Below are 26,030 nucleotides of genomic sequence, written 5' to 3' on the forward strand. Positions count from 1 at the left end.
GGCCGTTTGAATTGCGAGGCGAACCTACAGCGCCAATGCGTTTCGATCAACCGCAACGATTGCACGCGTGGAACTATTGCATTTGGTGGCGGACGTGCGAGCTCGGAGGACCTTGTTGATGCGGGAGGTTTTATACGAGGTGGCGTCGATGCTCCAATGCTACATCACCACGCTCATCCACCTTACCTTCAGCGATCGCGCCAAATTAGACAAAGTTGTGTAGCAAGAGCCGACACTCATACTTTGGAAAGTGAGACATGCCTTTGCCCACTCCGACCGACCTTGACTGCCAGGCCTGCGGCGCTTGCTGTTCGTTTTCGCCCACTTGGCCAAGATTTTCCACTGAGACAGAAGCTGATCTCGACGCCTTACCGTCGCGCTTCGTCTCGGAGGACCAGGGGGGAATGCGGTGCTACGGCGCGCGCTGCTCGGCCTTGGACGGCTGCGTTGGTTCGAGCACATCATGCTTGGTTTACGAGCTTCGGCCTGATGTTTGTCGCGCCTGTGTCCCGGGAGACGGCGCCTGTCTGGAGGCCCGCGCATCTTTTGGGCTCGTCTAGCCGATTGCGTCTTCTGTTTGATCAGGCTCAGATGGGGCGCAGTAACAATGAAGCCGGACTCGGCCGATCTGCACGATCGAGAGGAGTTTCAGCGCGAGACCACTCGGTCGTTTGGCGCCCGTTTCCCACTTTTGGACCGTGGACTCGCTGGTATTCAGATAGCGTGCGAAGACTGGCTGGCTGACGTGATTGTTCTCGCGCAGCGCCCTATCTCGCTTGGGGTCAGCTCCTTTGGAACAAACAGGCATGCCTCATCGAACGTCTTCATGGTTTCCTTGTCGATGGTACCGGCCGCATACATGCCTTCGACGGCACTATGGACCGCATTGCGAGTCTCCAACAGGGCACCGGTGCCGATTTCGGCTTCAAGGTCGGCCTTCGCCTTGCGACGATAGAGCTCGGCGAGCTTTAGGAACGCCAGAAGCTCGTCGTCATCGATGTTGGCCTGGTCCCTTTTCGCGAACAAATAGGCAAACACCCAAAACTCCCCGGCTTTCGCCAGAACGATTGAACGATGCATGTTGTCGTTAGGCGCTTCTTGAACACGCCACCATCGAGATCGTCGGCCTGTCTAAGCGCGACTTGGCTGATCGCCTTGCAAAGTGCCTCATCGGAAATCCGCGCCTTCTTCGCCGCCTAGGCGAACCATGCCGTTTTGAAAGTACGTTCTAACATCGCTTCATAGAGCACCAAGTGCTACGCCTTTCAGGATTTTGGACTGGCTGCTGACTCTAGGCCGCCTCCCATACCTGATTCAAAATCCTGGCGGCAAGCGCTGGTTTGTCCTGCGGGTGGGGTGCAGAAACGACGATAGCGGCCGAGCCCAGCCATTTACGCTGATCGCTGATAGGTGACTATGGGCAAGTGGTTACCACAGGCGGTGCTGCCGTTCTTATTTCAAGACAGCAATAGCTATAAAGAAAGCCTTCCGTGGCAAATAGCAGCCATCGCCGGCTCGCCGTGGCGTGTGCTCGTAGTGATAGATCGACACCGTGAGATGGAAATAGGCAGCTCAAATGAAGTCTTTCACTATAAGGCGCCGCCTCGCATCGGAGGACTCTTCTCCCGCTACTGCGGTGAGCGGTGGCCGGCGTCACCAGACGTGCTTTCGCGTGGGACAAGGGCAAATCCCATGTTGATTTGCTCGATGCTCTGCCTTGTGGATGCATCGAGGGCCAGGAGAACCTTTTCGGCCGCAAGCTTGCCGGTTTCGTAGCGACGGGTAGCGATTGAGGAGAGGGAAGGAGCCGCACATGCCGAGAATTCGAGGTCGTGAAAGCCCATGATCGCGATGTCATCCGGCACGCGGATGCGACGCTTTCTGCACTCCTGCATAGCGCCGAGCGCCAAGTTGTCGTCAGTACAGAAGATCGCCTCGGGAAGATCGCCCCGGTCGTGCATCTCACCAAAGAGCTCGGATCCGAGCGCCACCGAACTGTGGCGAGGTCTATGGGCAATCATTTCCAGGCTTCTCAATCCGACCTCATGCATCGCCGCACGATAGCCTTCGAACCGGGACTGAGCACGGTGGTCGAGATTGCCGGTCAGGAAGGTAATCCGCTGAAACCCGCGGTCAATGAGATGGCGGGTTGCAGCATGGCCGGCGCGCTCCTGTGACATGCCAATGTTGAGGTTGATGGGATCGTCGGACAACTCGAACGTCTGGACAACCGGAAGATGCGCCTTCACCAGAAGCTGACGTGACAGTGGGGTGTGGTGAATGCCGGCAATGATGATGGCTTCCACCCGCTGGCCAAGCAATGCCTTGATTGCATTCTCCTCCTCGACTTCCGAATATCGGCTGTTCACGACAATGACCTGGAAGCCTGCGGCAATCAGAACGTCATGCAGAGCAAACAGATATTCGGCAAAGATGACGTTATAAAGCGTCGGCACAATCACGCCAATTGTATGCGTGCGGGAGGACGCCAACCTGCTTGCCGCAACATTCGGCACATAGCCCAGGTTTTCAATGGCGCTGTTGACGCGCAGCCGCAATGCTTCCGAGACGGATCCCGGCTTGCGCAGTACCCGCGAAACAGTAATCGGGCTAACCCCAGCAAGGTTGGCAACGTCGTCCAGAGTTATTCGGCGCATCGAAGATTATCCAAACACAAGATCAAGCAAAACAGATAATCAATAGATATTCCACAATTGACAGCGCTATCATCTGTGTTAATTTTTTGTCCTGTTCCGCAAAGGATGGGATGGAGCCCTTTCGGACCAAGCATGCCAATTAGAAAATTGGAGGGGCGGCTTGGTCTGCCCGAGGAGGAGAACATCCATGCCTAGAGACGTGACATCGAAATCTGCGCGCATTGCGGCAGTTTCCGCATCCATGCTTGCGCTGCTTTGCAGTGCCGCATATGCCGAACCGAAAGTCGTATCCGGGCCAGCAGCAGATCCAGGCTGCATGACGCCGTGGGCCTCCGATACGCAGTTTCTACAATATCCGAAGAAGGAAGGCCCGTATCGCATCGCGCTGGCCAATGGCTATATCGCCAATACCTGGCGCATCCAGATGGTAAAGACGGCAAAGGCTTATGCGGCGCAACCGGAAGTAAAGGCGAAGCTGAAGGAATTTAAGGTCGTCTCTACGGGCGAAGACGTGCCGGCGCAGATTTCGGCGATCAACAACTTCATCGACGCCGGCTATGATGCGATTGTCGTCAATGCCCAGAACCCAACAGCCTTCGGTCCTGTGATCAAACGCGCCAAGGAAGCCGGTGTCGTGCTCGTCGCGTTCGATAACACGCTGGACACGAAGGATGCGATCAACGTCAACGTCGACCAGAAGGGCCTTGGCGTCACCTGGGCCGAGTGGCTCGTCAAGCATCTGCCGAATGGTGGCAAAATTCTCGAAGTGAGAGGCGTTGCCGGCACATCTGTCGATACCGACCGTCACAATGGCATCAAGGAAACGCTGGCTGCCTCGGGCAAGAAGTTCGACGTGACGGAAGTCGTCGGCAAATGGGACGATAGCGTTGCCCAGAAGGCGACGGCAGATGCCATCGCGACAAACGGCCCGTTTGACGGCATCACCGCACAAGGCGGCGACACGGGCGTCGTTCAGGCCATGATAGACGCAAAACATCCCTTCGTGCCTTTCGGCGGCGAGACGGAAAATGGCTTCCGCAAGCTCTGCGCCGCTCACGCTGGAGACGGTCTGATGTGCTCGTCCGCAGGAACCGGTCCGGCCCAGGTCGCCGTCGCCATCAAGACGGCGATCGCCGCGCTCGAGGGGCAGGTGATTCCGCAGGCCGTCAAGCTACCGACGGCATTGGTGTCGCACCCCGACTTCAAGAAAGACCAGGACTACTACCCTGATCAGTCCGACAATTTCTTCGTCGGCAACTCCTTCCCCACCTGCGGCATCAATTTCACGGCCCAGGAAATCATGGGGCAAACCAAGGAAAACCAATAGTAGCCAAGGCTCGTAGGATTGACTGCGGACGTGGGCGCCCTCAGTCAGACGCTGAATGCACCCGATGGGAGGTTGGGCGCGTGCTTTTGTCAGAACCGCTGTTGCGGATGGAAGGTATATCGAAGCGCTATGGCGGCGTCATCGCACTGAAGGAAGCCGATATTGCCATTCGATCCGGCGCAATTCATGCCGTACTCGGCGAAAACGGCGCCGGCAAATCGACCCTGATCAAAATCATGGCCGGGGTCACCGCACCCGATGAAGGGCGAATGCTCCTCGGCGGCAAGGACGTGGCCTTCTCATCGCCAGCGGCGGCAAATGCAGTGGGGATAGTATCGGTCTTCCAGGAACTGTCGCTGATTCCCGACCTTTCCGTTGCCGACAATATCGTCATCAGCAATCCACCGCGCCGCTTCGGCATGATCGACAGGCGCGCCCAGAGGCAGATCGCCGAAGAAGCGCTCAATCGCGCCGGCGCCTTCGACATTCATCCATCATCGCTGGTCAAGGACCTCCCGCTCTCCCGTCGACAGATGGTCGAGATTGCAAAGGCGCTCGCCCGCAAGCCCCGGCTGATGATCCTGGACGAGGCGACATCTGCCCTGACAAGGTCTGACGTCGAGAAGGTCTTCAGTGTCCTGAAGAGGCTGCGCTCGGAAGGATTGGCGCTGGTCTACATCTCGCATCGCATGCATGAGATCGCAGAACTTGCCGACGATTGCACGGTATTCCGCAACGGCCGCAGCATAGAATCCTACCCAGCCGGTACAAAGACTGACCATCAGGTTGTTGAATTGATGATCGGGCGGGAATACAAAAGCGTGTTTCCGGCAAAGCCGAGCATCGAAGCCAATAAGGCTTCGGTGCTGTCCTGTCATGACCTTTCCTGGGGCGGCCGTTTGGCTGGTATCACGTTCGATGCCCGTCCCGGCGAAATCGTCGGCGTCGGCGGCTTGGACGGGCAGGGCCAGCGGGAGCTCTTGCTCGCCCTCTTTGGCGTGCTTCGCGACGTCAAGGGCGATGTGCAGATCGACGGCCGCAGCGTGCGCTTGAGCAGTCCCAAAGAGGCGAAATCCGCCGCGAACTCCATTGCGCTTATTCCGGAGGATCGAAAGACCGAGGGGTTGATGCTGCCAATGACGGTCCGCGAGAACCTGTCGATCGCCGCACTCGGCAGCGTTTCGCGCAACGGCATCATCGATCGAGGGGCAGAGGCGGCCCGCATTGACGAACTCCTCAAGCTCCTCGCCATCAAGGCGGCAACCATCGACATGCCGGTCAGCAGCCTGTCCGGTGGAAACCAGCAGAAGGTCGTGATTGCGAAATGGCTGATGAATCGACCAAGGATCGTCCTGCTGAACGACCCGACGCGCGGCATCGACGTCGGCACCAAGCAGGAAATCTATCAACTGCTGAGAAAGCTCGCCGACGGCGGCGCCGCGATCATTTTCTATTCCACGGACTACGACGAGCTGATCGGCTGCTGCGATCGCGTCCTCGTCATGTACGACGGTACCGTTGTTCGCACGCTTGAAGGCGCCGACATCAACGAACGTGAGTTGATCGGGAGTGCATTGAACATCGCCGCCCGGCCTGTGGAACGGAGGGTAACGCAGTGACAATAGGCACTTCCGGCGAATGGCGCTTCTGGTATCAGAGCAACAAGGGGACGCTGCTCGCCGCCGCCCTCTTCGTCGCGATGTTCGTGATCTATGTCTCCAACCATCCGGCGGGCTTCACGCCGAATGTCGTGCAGACAGCGTCCAACAAGGCGATTTTGCTCGCCTTTGTCGCGATGGCGCAATGTCTTGTCGTCATCACCGCCGGAATCGACCTTTCGGCAGGCATGGTATTGGTGCTGTGCAACTGCCTTGCATCGTGGCTGGTGGTCGGCACACCGCTGCAGACCGGTTTCGGGATCGTGGCCGTGCTTGTCGCAGGGCTTGCATGCGGCACATTGAACGGCCTCATCATCATCTTCGGCAGACTGCAGCCGATCGTTACGACCATCGCCACAAGTGCAATTTTCTTCGGGCTGGCGTTGCTGCTGCGGCCAACGCCGGGCGGCTCTGTCAACGAAGCTCTTGCAGACGTGTTTACCTCGAAGCTCTTCGGGATGTTTCCCACCAGCCTGGCGGTGCTTGCAGCCACGATCCTCCTGGTCTGGCTCCCCTTCAGCAGATCGGTCTACGGCCGTGCGGCCTATGCGGCTGGTTCCGCGGAGAATGCGGCCTATATGTCCGGCGTGCCGCTGAAGCGGGCGAAACTGGCCGCCTATGCAGTTGCCGGGCTCTTGTCGGCCATGGGCGGGCTCTACCTGACGTTCTATTCCTACACTGGCGAAGCGGCCTTCGCTAGCGGCAACGCCTACACGCTTTACTCGATTGCTGCGGTCGTTCTCGGGGGCGTCTCGCTGGCGGGCGGGAAGGGCAGCGCTGTCGGAGCCGTGTTCGGAGCACTTGCCTTCCGCACCATCGGCGATCTCCTCTTCGTCTTCGATTTCGATCCTCTGTGGCAGCCGCTGTTCCAAGGCATCGTGCTAATGCTGGCGATCGGTGTCGGCTCGATCGGGCTGGCGCGGGTACGCAACCGACTGGAATGGTTCCAATGAGCGAGGATGCGTCCAGCATGCGGCAATCAATCGTTCCCAACCGGCTGCGCGGGAGAGATCCCGCCGTGGCGATCGCCTTCGGCTGCATCCTCCTTCTGCTGCTTGGCGGATCGATCTATTCCTCCAACTTCCTGTCGGCCGATTACCTGTTGCAGCAGTTGAAGGTCGCCTCGTTTCTCGGCGTGATCGCGACGGGCATGATGATGGTCATCTTGCTTGGACAGATCGATCTTTCGGTTCCATGGACGGTGACTGCCGGCGCGATGATGGCATGCGCCGCGACAGCCTATGGAACCAGCGGCTCGTTCGTTGCCATTCCCTTCGGAATTGCCTGCGGCGCAGCGATCGGCTTCGTCAACGGGCTTGCCGTCGCGTACCTGCGCATTCCCTCGATGATCATCACGCTTGCGACGAATGCCGTCGTGCAAGGGTTAATGGTCGTCTACACCGGCGGCTTCTCACCGCAGGATTCGGCCTCCCCGGCGATGCGCTTCCTCGCGACCGGCTATATGATCCCGTCTGTCCCGAACGGCGTTCTTGTTTGGTTCGTTGTCGGCATCCTCGCCGTCTTCCTGCTGACCCGAACCACGTTCGGCCGTTCGCTCTACGCGATCGGAAACCGGGAACGGGCCGCCTATATGTCGGGCATCGACACCCGGCGCATTGCCTTGCTCGCCTTCGTGATTTCGGGGTCGCTCAGCGCGCTTGGCGGCGTGTTGCTCGCCGGTTATGCGTCCAAGGCATCGCAGTCGATGGGTGACGCCTATCTGCTGCCGTCGATCGCAGCCGTGGTCCTCGGCGGAACCCATGTCCTCGGCGGCAAAGGCTCCTACCTTGGAACAGTCGCGGGCGTCATCCTGATCACGCTGCTGCAGTCAATCCTCTCAGTAATGCAGATTGAAGAGGCTGGCCGACAGCTGATTTACGGAGTGGTGATCATAGGCATGCTACTGCTCTACGGCCGGCAGAAGCTGAACTGAAGGGGCTCGTTCGGCTTCGATAATGTCTTCCAGCAGCACGTGGACGATTTGGCTGTCGGGAAATGGCCCTTCAATCGTAAATGGCACGGCCCAATCAAACCTCCTCATTAGGAGTTTGAGCGTATTGTCACGTTTGTTGGAGCCGGAACCTAGCACCCCCAGCGCAACGCGGCGGTTGCAACCGGCGAATCCCATAGGGAAAACTCCTCGTCGCTGAGGAACGCGAGCGTGACAGAAAGGCCCTGCATGTCGAGCGACGTGGCATAAGTGCCGACAAGCGAGCGCTCGATCCGCAAGCCGTGGTCGACCATGAAGCGGTGAGCAGTGTTGTAGGCGAGATAGAGTTCGGCCGGTGGCGTGCCGCCAAGCCCGTTGACGAAAAGCAACGCTTTGTCGGCGGCTCGGGCGATGTCGTTGAAGATCGTTTCGCTCAGATGTCGGACGATGGTGTCGGCGTTGGAGAAGGGCTCTCTCGAATGGCCCGGCTCCCCATGAATGCCGACGCCCACTTCCATTTCGCTCGGTCCGAGCGCGAATGTTGTGCGCTGCGTGTGCGGGACCGTCACGCCGGTCAGGGCAACGCCCATCGATCGGATGCGTGGAGCGAGGCCGTCGCCGAGGCCTTTCAGTTCGGCGAGGGTCATGCCTCGTTCGGCCGCGGCGCCGAGAAGCCTCTCTATGATCACTGTACCGGCGACGCCACGGCGGCCGCGCCCGTCGCCTGTCCTTGCCGTTTCGATGTCGTCGTTGACGATCACCGTTTCAATTTTGTGGCGGCTGGCTGCCATCTCTGCCGCCATTTCGAAATTCATGACGTCGCCGTCATAGTTTTTCACCACCAACAAGCATCCAGCCCCGGTGTCCGCTTCCTCGATGGCGCTCATGATCTGGCTCGGCGTGGGAGACGTGAAAATGTGCCCGACGCAAGCCGCATCGAGCATGCCGCGGCCGACGAAGCCGATGTGCATTGGCTCATGACCCGCGCCGCCGCCGGATATGATCGCGACCTTGCCCGGAACCATGTGGCGACGGCGGATAAATTTGCGGTCGACGCCGAACACAACGAACTCCTCATGGGCGCGCACAAAGCCTTCGACGCTTTCGGCGACCATGGTGTCTGCTGTGTTGATGAACTTCTTCATCAAGCCCCTCCCAAGGCGATCATCGTCCCAGTCTTGTCGCACGAAGCGCAACGCCATTCACTCCGGCGGTCCGGAAATTGCGGCAATCTTCTGCACCAGATCGGCGATTGCTTCCTCCAGCAGCCGGTTGCGTCGCTCGTCGCCGAAATCAGGGACCATGAGTGAAAGATGCCGCAGTTTTTCCGAGGCGCCAAGCTCCGGCAGTTTGCCGGGATGTGCATTCTGGTAGGCCTCCAGAAAACGCTCCTGTTCGGCGGCGCTGACATGACAGACCCGGAAGATCGTCGCGAGATGCCGCGCAGGAAGAGGCGTCGCGTAGGTCGGGCTTGTTATCTGCGTAACGAAGCTGCGATGCTTGCCCAGTTCCGTGGCCAGCCGCTGACGGGTTCCGGAAGGTCGGTTGTCGATGATCTGGGCCAGAATTGACTTGTAGGCGATAATGGCGTCTTCGGTGTCTTCGCGCGCCATCTTATTCTCCGGCTGCCTTTGTCCCACCGGCGTTCAAACCGACGATTGCCGATCTTATCGCGGGAAGTTGAGCGGGCGCCATGGAAAAATGCCGGATGCCGGCGGCCAGCAGTTCGGCTGTCAGGCGCGGATCGCCGGCCATGTCGCCGCAGATGCTGAGCGGTTTGCTACCGGCAAGTTTTACGGCATAAACGAGCAGTCGCAGTACAGCCTGCTCGGCCTTCTCGCGGTGTGCGGCGAAATCGACATCTTCGCGGGTCGAGGCGATGAGATACTGCGCGAGGTCGTTGGTGCCGAATGAAAAGAAGTCCGCGCCTTCGAACTGCTCGAGCATGAGCGCGGCGGCCGGCACTTCCACCATCATGCCAATCGAAGGGAAGCGGTGCGGCACGCCCCGGCGCGCCAGCTCGGCGGCCTCTTCTCGAAAGATCTGCCGCATATCATCGACTTCCGACGGAAAGGTCACCATCGGCAGCATGACGCGCAGATTACCGAAGATGGCTGCACGCAACAACGCACGCACTTGAACGCGCGTGATCTCTGGCCGGGCAAGAAGAAGGCGGATGCCGCGCAATGCGGGCGAAGCTGCAAGGCCGGGGAGCGGCTTGTCGCCGCCAACATCCAGCATGCGGATCGTCACCGATCTGCCCTCGGCCCAGTCAAGGACGCGGCGGTAGATGGCGAGTTGCTTCTCCTCGTTTGCGGCATCAGCGAGTGACGCGACTGCGAATTCGGAACGCATCAGTCCGATACCAGCCGCCGCCGTTGCTGCGATCCCGTCGATTTCGTCGAGGGCGTTGAGATTGATAGACAACAGAATTTGCGCGCCATCCGCCGTTTGCAGTATCCCGTCGTCTGCCGCCGGTACTGTGCTTGATGCTGGAAGCTCGGGTCGGATGGGCGCTGCGCCCTCCTTGCCCATCTCAAGGACGATCACGCCTGCATCTCCATCGACGCGTATATGTTGGCCGCCAGCGGTGACGAAACGTCCCGCGCCGATAACCATCGGGACCGACCGTGATCTGGCAAGAAGGGCGACATGACCTGCGGCGCTGCCGGCGTAGAGCGCAATGCCGCCGCCTGCAGACCAGTCATGTGCGAGGAAGCGGCTGGGCTCCATGTCCTTACCGACATAGATAGATCCGGCCGGAAAGTCCTTTACCGGCGTTCCCGTCAGGGCCGCCAGTACGCGATTTTTGATGTCCAGAATATCGACAGCGCGGGCTCGCAGCTGTTCTTCTTCAGCACTCTCCAGTTCACGGATGTATCCGTCGAGTGTCTCGACCCACGCGAATACGACATTCTCGCCCGCATCGATACGCGCACCTGCCATTTCAACGATCGTCGGATCGCGAAGCACTTCGAGCTGAAAATCGATGATGTCGCCGCCTTCTGCGTCCGTACCCGTGGCAAGGTTCTGAAGCTCGTCGATAGCGGTTTCGATGGCCGCTGCCAGCTCCGCGTGTCCCGAAACGGCCGATTGTGACAGGGCAGCGGCGGCCGGCGGCTCCGCGATATAGGCCGGCCCGGATGCGACGCCCGGAGAGGCGCTCGTTGCTTTCAATCTAAGCGGTGCGGCCATGTTTCTTTTCCTCATCGAAGTTGCGCTCGATGAGGCCCTTCAATGCCCGGACTGCCTCTTCTGCGAGGATTCCGTCGGCACGGATTTTCAGCATGGATCCCTTGCGGATCCTGGCACCCATGATCTTGATGATGCTCTTTCCATTCAGCCAGACGTCGCTGCCATTGACCGCGACTTCGATCGAGCAGGGAAACGACTTTGCCAGCCGTGTGAACGTCACCGAGGGGCGGGCGTGCAAGCCGACCCCGTGCTTCACTTCGACCTCTGTCTGGCAACTGGCATGCACTTGTTCGGCCTCCCGGTTTTCTATGCGCAACCCGCCGCTCATCAGGGTGACAGTTCCTCTGCTGTCGCTACAACCTTTGCCAGCGATGCCCCGCCGGAGGCCTCGGCAGCGGCGATGACGGCGCCTTCCACCACCGGAGCATTGCAGATCGAGATCAGCTTTGCGCGCGGTAAACCGAGCATTTCGATGGCCATCTCGCTGTTGGTTTCGGCCCCGCCAAGGTCGACGAAAACGGCGACACCTGCCTCTGACCAGGCCTCCTCTATGGCTGTCAGGATGCCGCCGGCATCCGTGCCGAGCTCTCCGCGACTATTGCCGCCCGACCAGGCGAGCGGCACGCTGTCGCCCACCATCTGCCGCACCATGTCGGCCGTGCCTCGCGCGACCAGCGGCGAGTGGGAGACGATCACAATCCCGACGTTTGGGGTCTTCACACTCATGCCGGGCGGTGCTCCTCAAGGTAGCGACAGATAGCAATTGTCAGGAGAGCGCAGCTCGAGGCGCCCGGGTCAACGTGGCCGATCGAACGCTCTCCAAGGTAGGCTGCTCGACCGCGCATGGCCTTCATGGCGGCGGTAAAGCTGGCGGAAAGCTCCGCCCGACGCACGATATCGGTCAATGGCGAACGGTGCGCAAGCGCATCTTGCACAGGGTAGAGCACGTCGAGCAGGGTCTTGTCTCCGGCGTGCGAACGTCCGCGACGGGCAACAGCATCAATGGCCTGCTTTAACGCCGAGGAAAAATCCTGTCCCTGATCCGATTTGCGAAGCTCGCGTCCCATCTCCATTAGCAGCGTTCCGTAGAGTGGGCCGGCCGCACCGCCTATGCTCATCACCAGTGTCAGGCCGATCCTTTCCAGCGCGTCAGGCAGGGGGAGGCATGAGACCGTCGCTTCTTCGGCGCTAACTGCTTCACAGCCGCGCTGCATGTTGGTTCCATGATCGCCGTCACCGATTGCGCGATCCAGTGCGCAGAGATGATCGCTGTTTGCCGCAATCGTTGCACAGCAAACTTCAATCAATCCCGCAAGAAGAACTGGTTCTGCCTGCACGTGTTACCTCCCGGCAGCAGCGCCAGCTACGTCAGCGTTGCTGCAACTTCGAATGCGTTTGCCACAGCCACCGCTCCTGGATCGGGCACTCCCTCCAGATCCTTCTCGCCGACATAGGAGGCGCGGCCGGCCTTTGCTTTTCGCATCGCCTTGGTCGACTCGGCACCCGCTGCTGCAGCCTTTGCCGCGGCCGCGACATTACCGGATGCCAAAGCAGCAAGCGCCGGCGCCAGCGCATCGACCATCGTGCGGTCGCCGACGCTGGCCCCTCCATAGAACGTCATCCGATCGAGCCCGGCAAGCAGGGCGGCAGCGAAATCCGCCTTTTCCGCCATGGCCTTGGATGCGGCCGTAAAGAAGATCGAGAGTAGCACGCCGCTCGAGCCGCCCATGCTGGTGCTCAGGATCTCGCCGACCGAGGCCATGGTGGCGGCAGGATCCTTCAGCGGCAGCGTGTCGATGCGGGAAAGAATACTGCGCGCTCCTGTCGCCACGGTGGAACCGGTATCGCCGTCGCCGACGCGGTTATCCAGGCGATTCAACTCGCTTTCGAGAGAAATCAGATGCGCGCAAAGCGCGTTCACAAGGCGACGGTTCCGACTGTCGTCGCTGGCCGGCATCGCCGCATCCCGCGCCGATACTCGCGGTGCAGCAACAATGGCGATCTCGTGCCGTTCGGTGGCAGGTACCCAGGCATGCGGCTCGACGGCAGCCTTCAGCGCGGCTTCGCGAGCCGCATCCAGCCGGATCAGTGAAAGTGAGAAGCCGTTCATGTTGAGTGCGGTCATCATCGGTCCTGGCCCGATGACCAGCCGAACACGGCCGGCGAGAGGTGAAGACAACACCGCGTTGGCGATGACGCCCATCTCGAGCGGCGGCACCGCGCCAAGGTTGTTGATCAGCAGCCCATAGTCTCCTGCCTCTTCAATCTTGGCGGCCAACCGGTTGGTCATGGTGGCCACCAGATCGGCAACCGGCTGCAGAGCAATGCGCTCGACGCCTGGCTCGCCGTGGATGCCGAGACCGAGCTCTCCTTCGTCGGCGCCAAGCCGATCCTCATGCGCCTGACCAGGTACGCTGCAGGTCGAAAGCGACATGCCGAGCGAAACGATGTCGGCTGCTGCGGCGGCCGCCTGGGCTGCGACCGTCTTAAGGTCAGCCCCGGATTCGGCATGATAGCCGGCGATCTTGTGCACGAACAGCGTACCGGCAACGCCGCGAGGCTGGTTGATGCCAGGAATTGCGATGTCGTCGGCGACAATCACCATCTCGACAGCGAATCCCTCGGCGCGGGCCTTCTCGGCGGCAAGGCCGAAGTTCAGACGGTCACCCGTATAGTTCTTGACGACCAGCAGAACACCCTTGGGGCCGGTTACTGCACGGATGGCTGTCAGCACGGCATCGACACTGGGCGAGGCAAAGATCTCGCCGGATACGGCCGCCGTGAGCATGCCCTTGCCGACGAAACCTGCATGCGAGGGCTCATGACCGGCTCCGCCGCCAGAGATGATTGCAACCTTCGATTTATCCCAGTCCGCGCGCAGGATCACCTTGATCTCGGGGAAGGTATCCAGACGGGCAAGACGACCGGCGCTGCTTGTCAGGAGCAGACCGTCGAGGGCTTCAGTAACGATGGTTTCCCGGCGATTGAAGAAATGCTTCATGGAATGAGACCCGTCTTTTGATGCCAGTGTGTTTGTTCGTGCTGTTGCTTATCCGAGGCGCTGGCCGCTGGCGTCGAAATAGAGCGGATCGCGCAGCGTCAGGCTGATTCGATCACCCGGCCGGATCGCGAGATATGGATCGGCTAGCGTGACGAGCTTGTGGTCACGCACCCGGATGTGCAGGTGGTTCTGGTCTCCCAGGTGTTCGATCCAGTCGATCTTGGCATTGGCGTTCTGGTCGACGATGATATCGAGATGCTCTGTTCGCGCGCCGATCGTCTTGGTCCCAAGGGGCGGATTGGCGCCAGGAAGAAGATCGGTGGGTAATAAGTTGATGTGCGGCTGGCCAAGACGGGCCGCGACATGAAGACTGGCCGGATTGCCGTAGATTTCGCGGGGCGTTCCGACCTGCAACAGCCTTCCTCCCGCAACAATGCCGATCCGATCCGCCATCGTCATGGCTTCGACCTGGTCGTGGGTTACATAGAGCAGCGTCGAGCCGAGCTCCTTCTGGATCCGCTTGAGTTCCAGGCGAAGTTCCGCCCGTAGCTTTGCATCGAGCGACGAGAGCGGCTCGTCCATCAGATAGATGGCGGGACGGCGCACCAGCGCCCGCCCAATCGCGACGCGCTGCATTTCGCCACCCGACAGTCGTGTCGAACGGTTCTCCAGCTTATGGTCGATCCTGACCATGCGCGCAATCTCCCGCACGCGCTGGTCGATTTCTTCGCCGCTGAGCTTGCGCACTGGCGCTCGTAGCGGGAAGGCGAGGTTGTCGTAGACCGTCATATGCGGATAAAGCGAATATTGCTGGAAGACGAATGCGACGTCCCTGTCGGCCGGAGCTTCGCCTGCGACGTTGCGACCGCCTATCTCGATGCGGCCGCTGTCGGGGCGCTCCAGGCCGGCAATCAGGCGCAGCGTCGTTGTCTTGCCGGCGCCCGTTGGCCCAAGCAGGACGACGAACTCACCGTCACGGATCGAGAGGTCCAAATCAGCCAGAGCCTGTGTATCGCCAAAACGCTTGTTGAGGCCTTTGAGAGCGACGTCAGCCATGTCGTGCCTCCGAATAGAGTGCCGAAGCAACGGCGCGGCCCGACTTGCAATCGAACAGCGCGAGCTTGGCCGGGTTGAATTCAAGACCAACCGTCTCGCCGATACGAAAGTTGCGATTTGCCGGAACGCGAGCCTTGATGACGCCGCTCGACGTCTCGATTGCCACAACCTGATTGGTCCCGAGATATTCGCTGCCGTAGACCGCACCGCGCAAAGGAGAGGTATCGCTGAAGCGAATATGTTCGGGCCTGACACCAAGCGCCAGTTCGGCCTCGGCCAAGTCCTGGTGCACCTCAGGAATGCTGACATCGACGCCATGGAGCGATATCGACCGTGCTCCCGTATGAAGGCCTGAGGTGAAGCGCATGAAATTCATCGGCGGCGAGCCGATGAAATCCGCGACATACATGGTGGCTGGCTTGCTGTAGATTTCCTGCGGCGTGCCGAATTGCTCGATGACACCATGGTTCATGACCGCGATCTTGTCGGCCATCGCCATGGCCTCGTGCTGATCATGCGTCACGTAAACCGTCGTCGCATGGATGCGGTTGTGCAGTTCGCGCAGTTCGTGGACCATGACTTCGCGGAATTCAGCGTCGAGCGTGCCGAGGGGTTCGTCCATCAGGAAGCACTTCGGACGGCGCACGATCGCCCGGCCGAGAGCCACGCGCTGGCGGTCGCCGCCGGCAAGTCCGGAGACGGATCGGTCAAGGATATGATCGATCTGCAGCAGCCGTGCAGTTTCCTCGACGCGCTGGCGGATTTCCGTCTTCGGCATGCCTTGCGAGAGCAGGGGAAAGCCGATGTTCTTGCGCACGTTCATATGCGGATAGAGCGCAAAAAGCTGGAACACGAAGGCTATGTCCCGGGCACTGGCGCGATTGAAGGTGACGTCTTCGCCGTCAAGATGGATCTTGCCGCTGGTCGGCAGTTCAAGTCCGGCAATCATACGAAGCGTCGTCGTCTTGCCGCAGCCAGACGGTCCGAGCAGTGCCAGGAACTCGCCGTCATGAATGCGGAAGGTCGAATCCTGAACCGCGACGAAGCTGCCGAATTGCTTGCGGAGATTTTCGATTCTGATGTCCGCCATGGCTCACTCCGGGAACTTCGAGACGATGATGAACATGGCCGTGCCTGCGAGCAGCGTTACCAGCGAATAGGTATAGAGAACCAGCAGGAACGGCTGGAAGAGCATGAGAAAGCCGATCGCAATCAGTGTGGTTGCGATATTTTCCATCGGACCACGGCGCAGGAAGAAGGGGCGCTTAGGGCGGGAAGGGCGCGGTGTTTCGATCAGATGCGTCATTTGCGGACCGCTCCGAAGGTAATGCCACGCAAGAGCTGCTTGCGCAGGAGAATAGTGAAGACGAGGATCGGGATGAGAAAGATCGTCGTTCCCGCCGCGACTGCCGGCCAGTCCTGACCGCCCTCACCGATGATGGTCGGAATGAAGGGTGGCGCCGTCTGAGCTTCCCCCGATGTCAGCAGGGCGGCGAAGGCATACTCGTTCCAGGCGAAAATCAGGCAGAAGATCGCGGTGGCGGCAATGCCCGTGGTTGCCTGCGGCAGGACAACCTTCCAGAAAGCCTGCAGCCGGGTATAGCCGTCGATCATTGCGGCTTCCTCGTATTCGCGCGGTATCTCGTCGATGAAGCCCTTGAGCAGCCAGACTGCGAGCGAGACGTTGACCGCCGTGTAGAGCAGGATCATGCCCAGCGCCGTATCGGAAAGGCCAAGCTCGCGGTACATGAGATAGATCGGGATGGCGACGGCAATGGGCGGCATCATGCGCGTCGACAGGATGAAGAACAGCAAGTCGTCGGCAAGCGGCACCCTGAAGCGGGAGAAGCCGTAGGCGGCGAGCGTTCCCAGAAAGACCGCCAGGAACGTCGAGCCGAAGGCGATCACCAGCGAGTTGACGAAACGCGGCAGGAAGTTCGAGGGGCCGGCGATCACCATGTTTCGCTTGCGTGTCACCTCGTCGCAGGTGCCGGTCGGCACGGGCAGGGAGGCAATGTATTCCGGCGTCTGGCGCGTCCTCGTCGTCAGAAGGTTGCAATAGCCTTCCAGTGTCGGCGTAAAAACGATCTTGGGAGGATAGCTGATGGAATCCGGCGGTGACTTGATGCTGGTCAGGAAAATCCAGACGAGCGGGATCAGGGTGATCAGGGCGTAGAGGATCACGATAGCGCCGGCGATGCGTTTGCTGGTCAAGCTCGGCTCTACGACCGAATGGGCTGAGGTGACGGAGCTCATCGTTGCTTCACCCTGTTGAGTGCCTTGACGTAGATGTTGGCGAGGCCGAACACGGCCACGAAGAGGACAATGGCGAAGGCAGAGGCCCGACCTGTTGCCCAGCTCTCGAAGGCCGTACGCTTCAGCGTGATGGAGGCGACTTCGGTGGTCGAGCCCGGGCCACCGCCGGTCAAGAGCGTGACCATGTCAAACATCTTGAAGTTCTCGATGCCGCGGAAAAGCACAGCGAGCATGATGAAGGGGAGGGCCATTGGCACGGTGATCGACCAGAACTGGCGCCATGCGGAGGCGCGATCGACCTCGGCGGCCTCGTAAATGTAGTCCGGAATGGAGCGCAGACCTGCAAGGCATATCAGCATCACGTAGGGGGTCCACATCCAGGTATCGACGATGATGATCGCCCAGGGTGCCAGCGAGACACTGCCGAGCATCTGGATCTCGGCTGTCGGTATGCCGGTGAGGAGAGAGACGGCGTAGGCGAAGAGGCCGATCTGTGGCTCGTAGAGGAAGCGCCAGAAGTTGCCGACGACGGCCGGCGACAGCATCATCGGGATCAGGATCAGCGTCGTCCAGAACGCATGGCCGCGAAACTTGCGGTCGATGAGATAGGCGAGCGTAAAGCCAATCACCGTCTGCAGCAGGATCGTCCAGAACACGAAGTGCGCCGTCGTCTGCATCGCCTGCCAGATGTCGGGATCGGTCAGGACGCGCTCGTAATTGCTCAATCCGACGTTCAGGACCGGCGCGTTTGGACGGTTGGCGCGATAGTTCGTGAACGAAAGATAGATAGCCCAGATGAGCGGGAAGATGTTGATGGCGAGAAGAAGGATGATGGTGGGGGCGATGAACACCCAGGCGATCGTTCGATCGGACAGGCCGCGGACGCGGTGAGCGACCGATGTTGGCGTCGCCCTTGCAGTCGCTTCTGCTGCCTTCTCGACCATGGATGAAGAGGAAATGTTCAAGATGTCACCTGGTCTTTGCGTATGTGAGACATCAGGCGACCCGGCAGTCTTGGCGATCCGGGCCGCCATTCTGGCAAGAATGTTGCGCGTCCAGGTGGACACTAGATCTTGCCGTCGTCCTTGAAGACTTCCGTCCAGTCCTTCACCAGGCCATCAAGCGCTTCCTGAGCGGTGCCGTTGCCGGCCACGACATAGTTATGAACGCGCTTCTGCATATCCTGGAGGAGGGTTGCGTAGCTCGGCTCGGCCCAGAAGTCCTTGACGATCGCCATCGAGTCCAAAAACGCTTGGGCGTAGGGTTGGCTGGAGGCAAAGTCCGGCGCATTGACAACCGATTTCAGGCAGGAATAGCCACCCAGTTGCCACCATTTGGCTTGGACTTCAGGCTGTGCGAACCACTTGATGTACTGGAGAGCAGCATCCTTCTTGTCGGAATAGGAGACGACTGAGATGCCCTGTCCGCCAAGCTGAGCAAAATGCTTCTTTTCAGCAGGATTGGGGAAGAAACCTATCCTGTCGCCGCCGACCTTCTCGTCCTTGTAGAGGCCGGGCCACGTGAAGGCGAAGTTCATCTGCATCGCGACCTGGCCGGATTTGAAGGCATCGGCGGATTCGACCATGTAGACGTTCGAACTGCCGGGTGGGGTGCAGCAATCATAGAGAGCCTTGTAGAATTCCAGGCCCTTGACCGCATCTGGCGAGTTGACGAAGCCTTCCATTTCATAGGGCTTGTCCGGGTTGTCGTACTGGAAGCCCCAGTCGTAGAGCACGTTCGTCACGCCCATGGTGATGCCTTCGGAGCCGCGCTCGGTATAGATCGAAGCGCCGTAGACGGTCTTGCCGTCGATCTCGCGCTTCTGGAAGAACTCGGCAATCTGCTTCAGCTCGTCGTAGGTCTTCGGGGCCGCGAGATCCCGGCCATACTTTTCCTTGAATTCCTTTTTCAGTTCCGGCTTTTCGAACCAGTCCTTGCGGTAGGTCCAGCCGACCACGTCGCCCATAGCAGGCAGCGCCCAGTAGTTCGGCGTATTCTTCGGCCATTCCGAGTAGCCAACGACCGTGGCCGGCACGAAGTCATCCATCTTGATGCCTTCCTTGTCGAAGAAGTCGTTGAGCTTGACGTAGTGGCCGTTTTCCGCCGATCCGCCGATCCACTGGCTGTCGCCGATGATCAGGTCGCAGAGTTTTCCGTGGGAGTTCAGTTCATTGAGGAAGCGATCCGCGTAGCTCGTCCAGGGCACGAACTCGAACTTCATTTCCGTACCGGTCTTGGCGGTGAAATCCTTCGAAAGTTCGACAAGTGCGTTCGCCGGGTCCCAGGCTGCCCAGCAGAGCGTCAGTTGGTCAGCTTTTGCGAGATTGGGCAGCGCTGACGATATGATGAATGCCGAGGCCAGCCCGAGAAGGGCTTTCGATTTCGTTTGCATACGTTCCTCCCAGAACCAAAGGCCGGCTCCTGCCGACCGTGCAAGTTCACCCGTTTCAGAGAATGCCTACATGAACTCCTCAACCCTCATGTTTAGCAATATGTTTAGTGATAGATATTTTTCTAAACATTGCAAGGACAATCGTTGCTGCGCTGCACACAGGGTACGTGGCATGCGCTTCTCGTCTGCTTGTCACGCCGATGATCAAAAGGAAGACGTTATGGCGATCGGCACCGTGAAGGCTTCGGATCATGGAGCGCGAACCTGAAGCGGCACTGCGGGCGCTGTCAGCCGAGCGTGACGCCGTCGATAGCGACCATTCTGTCTCGAAAGCTGCTCACTGAAGACTAAACAGCTTATCGGGGACGGAGAGGCGCGCGCAGCGTTTTGCCGTATCTGACGGCGGCGATCCTGCCTGCAGTCAAGCCCTGACGCTCGACACACCATTTCACGTTGCCAGCAACACCAAGACATCCGTCGCGGATGAGGTGGTGGATGGGCGCCGTCGTTGCGATGGAGGAAAAGGTAACAGCTGTTACCGGGCCTTGGATGTCACGGAACGGATTGGGTCCACAGGATCGACGTTTAAGCGGTGAGAGGAATGGATTGATTCCGGCGCCGCGCGGCAGAAGTCGCCGTGCACGGTGCCGCTAACGCCATGGCGTATTATGCACTCTATGCCTGGATCGACTGGCGCTGGGATGACTTATACCTTCTGACTCGTTATTTTCGGCGTTTAACGCATCTTCCGCCATTGGCAGCATGCAGTTGGCGCACAGGAAGCGGTCGGCCCGACAGAACATACACGAGCACCTCGAAGCTCTTGGCGCCCGCTAAGCCACCGCCCCGCCCTCAAGGTGCGAAGGAAATGAAGATCACTCGGAGCAAGTCATGTGCCGAAACATAAGAACGCTGTTCAATTTCGATCCGCCCGCGACGGATCAGGAAATCCAGGACGCTGCGTTGCAGTTCGTGCGAAAGCTGAGCGGATCGACGAAACCGTCGAAACGCAATGAGGCGGCGTTCGACCGCGCGGTGGGTTCGATCGCGGCATGCGCGCGCGAGCTGCTCGATTCACTCGAGACTTCACAACCGCCGCACAACCGCGAGGAAGAAGCCGCAAAAGCGCGCGCGCGCAGTCTGACCCGGTTCGCGTGATTGGGCCGACGGTCGAGCCGCGTCCAGCTGGGTTCGGTCATTGGGCCCGCTTATCTCGTTCGAGAAGAGCTGCTCGGATTTGCTCAGCTTTGCTCGGGGGATGGCGCATGGAGTTTGATTGGGGCCTCGCGAATATAGTAGCGTTTCGGGTGGACAAGGTGCCGACGACCCGACGCAATGCGTGGCCTGCCTGGCGACATCCGCCGTCAGTCTATCCGCCTCAAGTGGATGGGACTTGGCAGGAGAGCCGCCCGCGCAGCCCGGGGCAAGCATTGCTCTGTCACTTCCATCGCACTGCTGCCACGCTCTGAGGCCGAGCCTGATGGCGTTCAACGAGCGGCAATGATGCCGCGCTGCCGCTGCCTGTAATGGTGCAGAAGGGGATACCGGGGGGCGCCGCGCGTGCCGTATATTGGATGGCTGTCAGATGAATTTGCAACAAAACATTCGGGGTCTGCGTTTCAGGTATATCTAAAATAACCTACGGTGACCAATGCCCTACAAGCGGTACGGTTTAGAGGAGAACTCTGACAGCACATGGCGTGTCGTAGACTACCGCGAAGGGAAGGCTGCGGAAGCGAACGGAGCGGTTCTCGATCGGTTACCCCACGATACCGCTAGCAACCTTGAATTTATCCTTAACGCCCAAGAGAAGGGGATGAAGAAGAGGAAGGCAAAGGCCGCGCCACAGCACCCAAAGGCAGACCTCATGGCAACCGAGCGGTATAGCCGTCGCCAGAACCTGAACGTCCACTGGACGGTAGTCGATGAAATAACCGGACAGCCGGTCGTTATCGATGGGGTGGTCATGGATATGCTCTCCGAAGAGGAGGCCGACGAGTTGGTCGAGCGGCTGAACCGTAATGAGAATGAACATGGACCCTTTAAGCGGCCCTGAGGTTGAAATCGCGAACCAGTTCACTGAAGATGGATACCAACTGTTCCGCTATTGCATGGAGGCGAAGGGTGCATTCTTTGATGAGACCTGCCTTTCTTCCAGTCGGATGAACCGCTGCTGCTACTCGATACCCAACAAGAGAAACCCAGAATAGACGCGGAAGGTAACCACTGGGCGCACTTGATTAACCCAGAAGGTGCGCCTGAGGAGGATGATCGGTAGAAGCGGGGAACGGTGGGATCGGAGGCAGCCGGTGAATGTCTCAAGGCCACGGGCCATGGCAGGAACAGCACCCCGCACGCCCGGGGCAATCATCATCCTCCATCACCCTCCGTCGCGCTCCTGTCACGTCCTAAGGACAGGCTGAGGCCATCCAAAGCAACATAAGGGTTGCGGAGGCAGCGGGACCGCTAAAGGGCGCGGGGCTGACCGCGTGTCCCGATTGGAGCGCCTTTAGTGCCCCCTATGCCCTCCCCATGATCAAAAGGGACATACTCCCTACTGTGATGCACTGATTTCATGGATAAGCGGCCATCGTGTAGGGCGATCGGTAGGAGGGAACGCGACCCGACGCGACCCACGAGGCAGATCGAAGGGGTTCCCGGGGGCACCCGGGCGTGCCGTATATCCGATGGGCCGCTCAAATTCCTATACCAAACATTCCGGGGTCGCCTCAATATGGCCCCATGGAGAAGCGCCCGCCACACATCAGGTTCTACCTCAGGAAGTACGACGATCAACCGTACTGGTCCGTCATCGCTACCTTCACTGGACAGCCGCATGTTCTCAAGGGTGTCGTGCTGGACAGCTTCGAAGCCGATGAGGCGGACGACATGGTCGATCTCCTGAACCTCCAAGACATGAAGACGCGGGGCATCCTAAGGCATCCATGAGGGGTCGCGCTGTCCGGTATGCTTGATGTCCGCTGCTCTGCGTCAGCACGGGACAATTCCTTGCAACTCGGCAAGGGTCGGACCTTTGTCGGACTAATCCGGATTTATGAAGTAGAATTCCGGGGTTGAGGGGGCCGTGCTCATCGCCGTGCGAAGCACGTCGGCGATAAAAAGAGGTGGGACAGCCTCACGGGCTAATTCCTCGATCCGGGTCTGCAATTCCTTGACCTTTTCCGGGTTCTTGTCCGCCAGATCGGTGGTCTCCGAAGCGTCGTGCGATAGATCGAAAAGCTCCATCTTAGGCGGTAAAAGCGCAGCCCAAACCAGTTTCCAGTCTTCCTTGCGCACCGCGCCCCGGAACGGCTCGACGTTATAGACAACCTCGTCGCGTGGCGATGGTTTCCCCTCACTGATCGCTGGCCAGAGGTTCATTCCATCCAGTGGTTTGTTCTTGCCGAGCTTCACTCCCGCGATGCCCGCGAGACTCGGGTACATGTCAACGACATGAACCATTCCATCGACCACGCCGGGCTGAATCCTGCCGGGCCAGTTAGCCAGCCCGACGGCTCGAGTTCCCCCCTCGTAGAGCATCCCCTTGCCGTCCCGATATGGTCCGTTGTTGGGAGGGAGTTCACCCTTCACCTCAGACTCGCCAGCAAACTTTGCCGAGCGTGTTCCGCCGTTGTCGCTATGGAATATGACGAGAGTGTTCTCACGCATGTCGCGTTTCTCCAGGGCATCGAGAACGCGGCCGATCTGGTCATCCATGGCGCTGATCATCGCGGCATAGGCGCGGCGCGACTCGTCGGCAATATGCGCGTTCCTATCGAGGTATTCCTGGGGTGCCTGATATGGCGTATGCGGCGCGGTGAAGGCGAGGTACAGGAATAGCGGTGTTTGCGGGTCCTGATCGTTGATCAGTCGAACGGCATCATCGCCGAACAGGGTCGTGTCATATCCCGGCTCCTTGACTTGCTCGTTGAGGCGATACCAGTCCACGACCCCATGCGCCTCGTGCTTGAAATGATCGATCTCGCCGACCAATGCCCCATAGAAGTAGTCGAAGCCGCGCTGTGGCGGCCAATATTCCGGCTTTGCGTGGCCGAGATGCCATTTTCCGATCAGGGCTGTTTTGTATCCTGCTTCCTTGAATGCCTGTGGTAGCAGCCACTCGTCGGTAGGAAGACCATAGAGACCACCAGATGGGATCACGGCAGTCTGCAGCCCATAACGCATTGGATAGCGCCCGGTCAGCAATGCTGCGCGGGTCGGCGTACACATCGGCTGAACATAGAATTGGTCGAACTTGGCGCCGGTTTCCGCCAGCTTGTCGAGGTTGGGTGTCTTGATGTCGGACCCATGGAAGCCGACATCTTTCCAGCCCAGATCGTCCGCAACGATGTAAACGATGTTTGGCGGCGCGGAGCCTTGCGCAGATGCCGGACTGCCGAAGGATAGCGCGGTTGTTGCCACGACCCCTGCGGCCAACAGTGAGCAACCGCTCAGCAGAATATCCCGCCGTCTTATCCCGCTGACATCGTCAACGGTCTTTAGTCGCTCTCCACAGCTCATGGATCGTCCCCCCGATTGATCACATTCGAAGGCCGTCTGAATTGATTAAGGATCGCAAAGGTGGGATTTGTAGTTACTCGAAAACCACTCCCAGATGATTTAGCAATTCATGTTTCAACCTTACCACAGGCAATGGAAAGATACAGTAACCAATCGACACCGCTATTACCAATGACCGCTTCAGGCAAATAGCCGCCATCTTGGCATTTGCCATATCAGCGCGTTATCCGGCTTCCATGCCCTCGGGCAGGGTCGGCGGGTCGCCAAGTCGTCCTCTTGTGAGACTGCCTTGGTTCCTGTTGATCACCGACTAAAAAGCGGTGTGATCTGTCAGAACGGGATGCGGGATGCGGTGCGGCTATCGCTGCGGAACGCACATTTCAGCGACGGTGTTTAAGATGCCAAACGAAGCGTGTACCGGGACTTCGCTGGGTGTGCGTTTAGATGCTCTACCACCAGGTCGTAAAGTGACTCTGCCGAGATTTTGGCGTCTCGTAGGCATTCCCCAATCTTCTCGCGTTGGGTGTCATTCGGGTTTTGCCATCGCTCTTCTGCACGGTTAATCGACGTTATGCGGAAAGTCCTATCGCATGGTCCTAAACACATCACGCTTCACTAGATACAACGTGGTTTAGGCGGATACTACAGACGTCCTTCTCGATCTTAAGCCAGCGTTCGGCTAAAGATTCATGTGCCGCTGGCAATCCCGGCGCGCTTGGTGGCGGTGTTACGCGGCCACACCCGGTTCAGCTTAAGGGCACGTAATCCCGCCCGCTATCGATCAGCTCGGGCCGGCCATCGAGGGACAGCTCGGCGATGCGTGGCATGGAGCGGGCGATGACTTTGCCGCGGCGGATGACGCCAAGCCGCGTCGGCTTTAGCCGCAGCGCCTCAAGCCGGTCAGCAGCCTGCAGGATTACAAAGTCGGCATTGCACCCCTTCTCAAGACCGTAGCCTTCGAGGCCCATTGTCTTAGCCGAATTGACGGTGATGGCATCGAAGATCTTCTTCTTGTCTTCGAGCCCGGCCATCTGCGCCACATGGATCGCCATGTGGCCGACTTCCAGCATGTCGCCCGAGCCCATCGAATACCAGGGGTCCATGACGCAGTCGTGGCCGAAAGAGACGTTGAGGCCGGCATCCATCAGCTCGCGCACGCGGGTCATGCCGCGCCGCTTCGGATAGCTGTCATGCCGGCCCTGCAGCATGATGTTGATCAGCGGATTGGGGATGACGTTGATCTTCGCCTCGGCCATCAGCGGAATTAGCTTCGAGACGTAATAGTTGTCCATTGAATGCATCGAGGTGAGGTGCGAGCCGGCGACGCGGCCCTGCAGGCCAAAACGCACCGTCTGGGCGGAAAGCGTCTCAATGTGCCGCGACATGGGGTCGTCGGTCTCGTCGCAATGCATGTCGACCGGCAGGCCGCGATCGGCGGCGATCCTGCAGAGCGCTTCCACCGAGGCACGTCCGTCGTCCATCGTCCGTTCGAAATGCGGGATCCCGCCGACGATATCGATGCCCATGTCGAGCGCGCGGTTGAGCGACGCCACACCGTTTTCGGCGCGGTAGTAGCCATCCTGCGGGAAGGCGACGAGCTGCAGATCGATATAGGGCTTCACCTTCTCACGGACCTCGATCATCGCCTCAACTGTCACCAGGCGCGGATCAGACGTATCGACATGACTGCGGATGAACAGCAGGCCTTGGCTGACGGCAAGGTCGCAATAGCGCAGGGCTCGCTCGACCAACGCCTCCTTCGTCAAGAGCGGCCGAAGCTCACCCCAGAGCGAGATGCCCTCCAGGAGCGTGCCGGAGACATTCATTCGCGGCAGGCCGAGCGACAGTGTCGCGTCCATATGGAAATGAGGATCGACGAAAGGCGGCGTTACCAGCCGGCCGGTCGCATCTATATCAGTTCTCGCAAGGGCGCCAATCTGGGGTTCGACGGCGGCAATCTTTGTTCCCTCTACAGCGATGTCGACGCCGGTGCGGCCGTCGGGAAGGTTGGCGTTTCGGATGATCAGGTCGAACATG

24 protein-coding genes and 2 pseudogenes are annotated in these 26,030 nt (G+C 59.5%); 8 read left to right on the plus strand and 18 right to left on the minus strand.

The annotated features are described in order from the left end of the window. The first annotated feature begins 257 nt into the window (after nt 1–257). Entirely contained in the window at nt 258–560 is a 303-nt protein-coding gene (locus ACSQ9D_RS28920) for a YkgJ family cysteine cluster protein (RefSeq protein WP_436285282.1), read from the plus strand. Here ACSQ9D_RS28920 and ACSQ9D_RS28925 read toward each other — a convergent pair. The 3 genes and pseudogenes from ACSQ9D_RS28925 to ACSQ9D_RS28935 form a co-directional block, all read right to left on the minus strand. After that, nucleotides 557–861, minus strand: a pseudogene (locus tag ACSQ9D_RS28925) (helix-turn-helix domain-containing protein). The gene ACSQ9D_RS28920 and the pseudogene ACSQ9D_RS28925 sit on opposite strands and share 4 nt — an antisense overlap. Nucleotides 862–885: 24 nt before the next feature. Continuing rightward, a pseudogene (locus ACSQ9D_RS28930) lies at nt 886–1,178 on the minus strand (type II toxin-antitoxin system RelE/ParE family toxin); the annotation flags it as partial. A 450-nt stretch (nt 1,179–1,628) separates the two neighbouring features. Next, nucleotides 1,629–2,657, minus strand: coding sequence for a LacI family DNA-binding transcriptional regulator (locus ACSQ9D_RS28935; protein WP_436285283.1), 1,029 nt, complete (start codon nt 2,655–2,657; stop codon nt 1,629–1,631). 187 nt (nt 2,658–2,844) lie between these two features. On the opposite strand from ACSQ9D_RS28935, the gene ACSQ9D_RS28940 reads away from it, so the two are divergent. The 4 genes from ACSQ9D_RS28940 (at nt 2,845) to ACSQ9D_RS28955 (ending at nt 7,575) form a co-directional block, all read left to right on the plus strand. Further along, nucleotides 2,845–3,984 carry a sugar ABC transporter substrate-binding protein gene (locus ACSQ9D_RS28940; RefSeq protein ID WP_436285284.1) on the plus strand — a complete coding sequence of 380 codons (1,140 nt, stop codon included), beginning with the start codon at nt 2,845–2,847 and terminating at the stop codon, nt 3,982–3,984. Between the two features lie 80 nt (nt 3,985–4,064). After that, nucleotides 4,065–5,603, plus strand: coding sequence for a sugar ABC transporter ATP-binding protein (locus ACSQ9D_RS28945; RefSeq protein WP_436285285.1), 1,539 nt, complete (start codon nt 4,065–4,067; stop codon nt 5,601–5,603). Next, nucleotides 5,600–6,595, plus strand: coding sequence for an ABC transporter permease (locus ACSQ9D_RS28950; RefSeq protein WP_436285286.1), 996 nt, complete (start codon nt 5,600–5,602; stop codon nt 6,593–6,595). Before ACSQ9D_RS28945 ends, ACSQ9D_RS28950 begins: the two co-directional genes overlap by 4 nt. Next, a complete protein-coding gene (locus ACSQ9D_RS28955; RefSeq protein ID WP_436285287.1) occupies nt 6,592–7,575 on the plus strand; it encodes an ABC transporter permease in 984 nt (327 codons plus the stop codon). Before ACSQ9D_RS28950 ends, ACSQ9D_RS28955 begins: the two co-directional genes overlap by 4 nt. A gap of 149 nt (nt 7,576–7,724) precedes the next feature. Here ACSQ9D_RS28955 and ACSQ9D_RS28960 read toward each other — a convergent pair whose 3' ends face one another. From ACSQ9D_RS28960 to ACSQ9D_RS29020, 13 genes are all read right to left on the minus strand, one after another. After that, nucleotides 7,725–8,717, minus strand: coding sequence for a dihydroxyacetone kinase subunit DhaK (locus ACSQ9D_RS28960; protein ID WP_436285288.1), 993 nt, complete (start codon nt 8,715–8,717; stop codon nt 7,725–7,727). Between the two features lie 57 nt (nt 8,718–8,774). Next, nucleotides 8,775–9,185: a hypothetical protein gene (locus ACSQ9D_RS28965; protein WP_436285289.1), complete on the minus strand. Its 411-nt coding sequence runs from the start codon at nt 9,183–9,185 to the stop codon at nt 8,775–8,777. A 1-nt stretch (nt 9,186) separates the two neighbouring features. Then, on the minus strand, nt 9,187–10,767 hold the full coding sequence (locus ACSQ9D_RS28970; protein ID WP_436285290.1) for a putative PEP-binding protein: 1,581 nt from the start codon (nt 10,765–10,767) through the stop codon (nt 9,187–9,189). Continuing rightward, entirely contained in the window at nt 10,751–11,095 is a 345-nt protein-coding gene (locus ACSQ9D_RS28975; RefSeq protein ID WP_436285291.1) for an HPr family phosphocarrier protein, read from the minus strand. The genes ACSQ9D_RS28970 and ACSQ9D_RS28975 overlap by 17 nt, the downstream gene beginning before the upstream one ends. After that, complete coding sequence (gene dhaM / locus ACSQ9D_RS28980; RefSeq protein WP_037120446.1) at nt 11,095–11,493, minus strand: dihydroxyacetone kinase phosphoryl donor subunit DhaM; 399 nt, start codon at nt 11,491–11,493, stop codon at nt 11,095–11,097. The genes ACSQ9D_RS28975 and dhaM overlap by 1 nt, the downstream gene beginning before the upstream one ends. Then, nucleotides 11,490–12,104 (minus strand): dihydroxyacetone kinase subunit DhaL, encoded by a 615-nt coding sequence (dhaL, locus tag ACSQ9D_RS28985; protein ID WP_436285292.1) that lies wholly within the window; start codon nt 12,102–12,104, stop codon nt 11,490–11,492. Before dhaL ends, dhaM begins: the two co-directional genes overlap by 4 nt. A 26-nt stretch (nt 12,105–12,130) precedes the next feature. Next, nucleotides 12,131–13,768 (minus strand): dihydroxyacetone kinase subunit DhaK, encoded by a 1,638-nt coding sequence (locus tag ACSQ9D_RS28990; RefSeq protein WP_436285293.1) that lies wholly within the window; start codon nt 13,766–13,768, stop codon nt 12,131–12,133. 48 nt (nt 13,769–13,816) lie between these two features. Continuing rightward, nucleotides 13,817–14,824: an ABC transporter ATP-binding protein gene (locus ACSQ9D_RS28995; protein WP_436285294.1), complete on the minus strand. Its 1,008-nt coding sequence runs from the start codon at nt 14,822–14,824 to the stop codon at nt 13,817–13,819. Next, entirely contained in the window at nt 14,817–15,914 is a 1,098-nt protein-coding gene (locus ACSQ9D_RS29000; protein ID WP_436285295.1) for an ABC transporter ATP-binding protein, read from the minus strand. Before ACSQ9D_RS29000 ends, ACSQ9D_RS28995 begins: the two co-directional genes overlap by 8 nt. A gap of 3 nt (nt 15,915–15,917) precedes the next feature. Beyond that, nucleotides 15,918–16,130, minus strand: a complete 213-nt coding sequence (locus ACSQ9D_RS29005) for a hypothetical protein (RefSeq protein ID WP_016555186.1) — start codon at nt 16,128–16,130, stop codon at nt 15,918–15,920. After that, on the minus strand, nt 16,127–17,080 hold the full coding sequence (locus ACSQ9D_RS29010) for a carbohydrate ABC transporter permease (RefSeq protein WP_436285296.1): 954 nt from the start codon (nt 17,078–17,080) through the stop codon (nt 16,127–16,129). Before ACSQ9D_RS29010 ends, ACSQ9D_RS29005 begins: the two co-directional genes overlap by 4 nt. Then, entirely contained in the window at nt 17,077–18,045 is a 969-nt protein-coding gene (locus tag ACSQ9D_RS29015) for a carbohydrate ABC transporter permease (RefSeq protein ID WP_436285297.1), read from the minus strand. The genes ACSQ9D_RS29010 and ACSQ9D_RS29015 overlap by 4 nt, the downstream gene beginning before the upstream one ends. 101 nt (nt 18,046–18,146) lie before the next feature. Further along, nucleotides 18,147–19,472, minus strand: a complete 1,326-nt coding sequence (locus ACSQ9D_RS29020) for an ABC transporter substrate-binding protein (protein ID WP_037120432.1) — start codon at nt 19,470–19,472, stop codon at nt 18,147–18,149. Nucleotides 19,473–20,363: 891 nt separating this feature from the next. On the opposite strand from ACSQ9D_RS29020, the gene ACSQ9D_RS29025 reads away from it, so the two are divergent. The 3 genes from ACSQ9D_RS29025 (at nt 20,364) to ACSQ9D_RS29035 (ending at nt 22,421) form a co-directional block, all read left to right on the plus strand. Continuing rightward, on the plus strand, nt 20,364–20,630 hold the full coding sequence (locus tag ACSQ9D_RS29025) for a DUF2277 domain-containing protein (RefSeq protein WP_436285298.1): 267 nt from the start codon (nt 20,364–20,366) through the stop codon (nt 20,628–20,630). A gap of 493 nt (nt 20,631–21,123) precedes the next feature. Next, nucleotides 21,124–21,528 (plus strand): hypothetical protein, encoded by a 405-nt coding sequence (locus ACSQ9D_RS29030; protein ID WP_436285299.1) that lies wholly within the window; start codon nt 21,124–21,126, stop codon nt 21,526–21,528. Between the two features lie 686 nt (nt 21,529–22,214). Beyond that, complete coding sequence (locus ACSQ9D_RS29035) at nt 22,215–22,421, plus strand: hypothetical protein (RefSeq protein ID WP_436285300.1); 207 nt, start codon at nt 22,215–22,217, stop codon at nt 22,419–22,421. A 93-nt stretch (nt 22,422–22,514) separates the two neighbouring features. Here the strand turns inward: ACSQ9D_RS29035 and ACSQ9D_RS29040 are convergent, their stop codons facing one another. Continuing rightward, a complete protein-coding gene (locus ACSQ9D_RS29040; RefSeq protein ID WP_436285301.1) occupies nt 22,515–23,993 on the minus strand; it encodes an arylsulfatase B in 1,479 nt (492 codons plus the stop codon). A gap of 746 nt (nt 23,994–24,739) precedes the next feature. Then, on the minus strand, nt 24,740–26,029 hold the full coding sequence (locus tag ACSQ9D_RS29045) for an amidohydrolase family protein (RefSeq protein ID WP_436285302.1): 1,290 nt from the start codon (nt 26,027–26,029) through the stop codon (nt 24,740–24,742). Nucleotide 26,030: the final 1 nt, after the last annotated feature.

Source organism: Rhizobium sp. LjRoot258 (assembly GCF_964254185.1).
Taxonomy (GTDB): Bacteria; Pseudomonadota; Alphaproteobacteria; order Rhizobiales; family Rhizobiaceae; genus Rhizobium.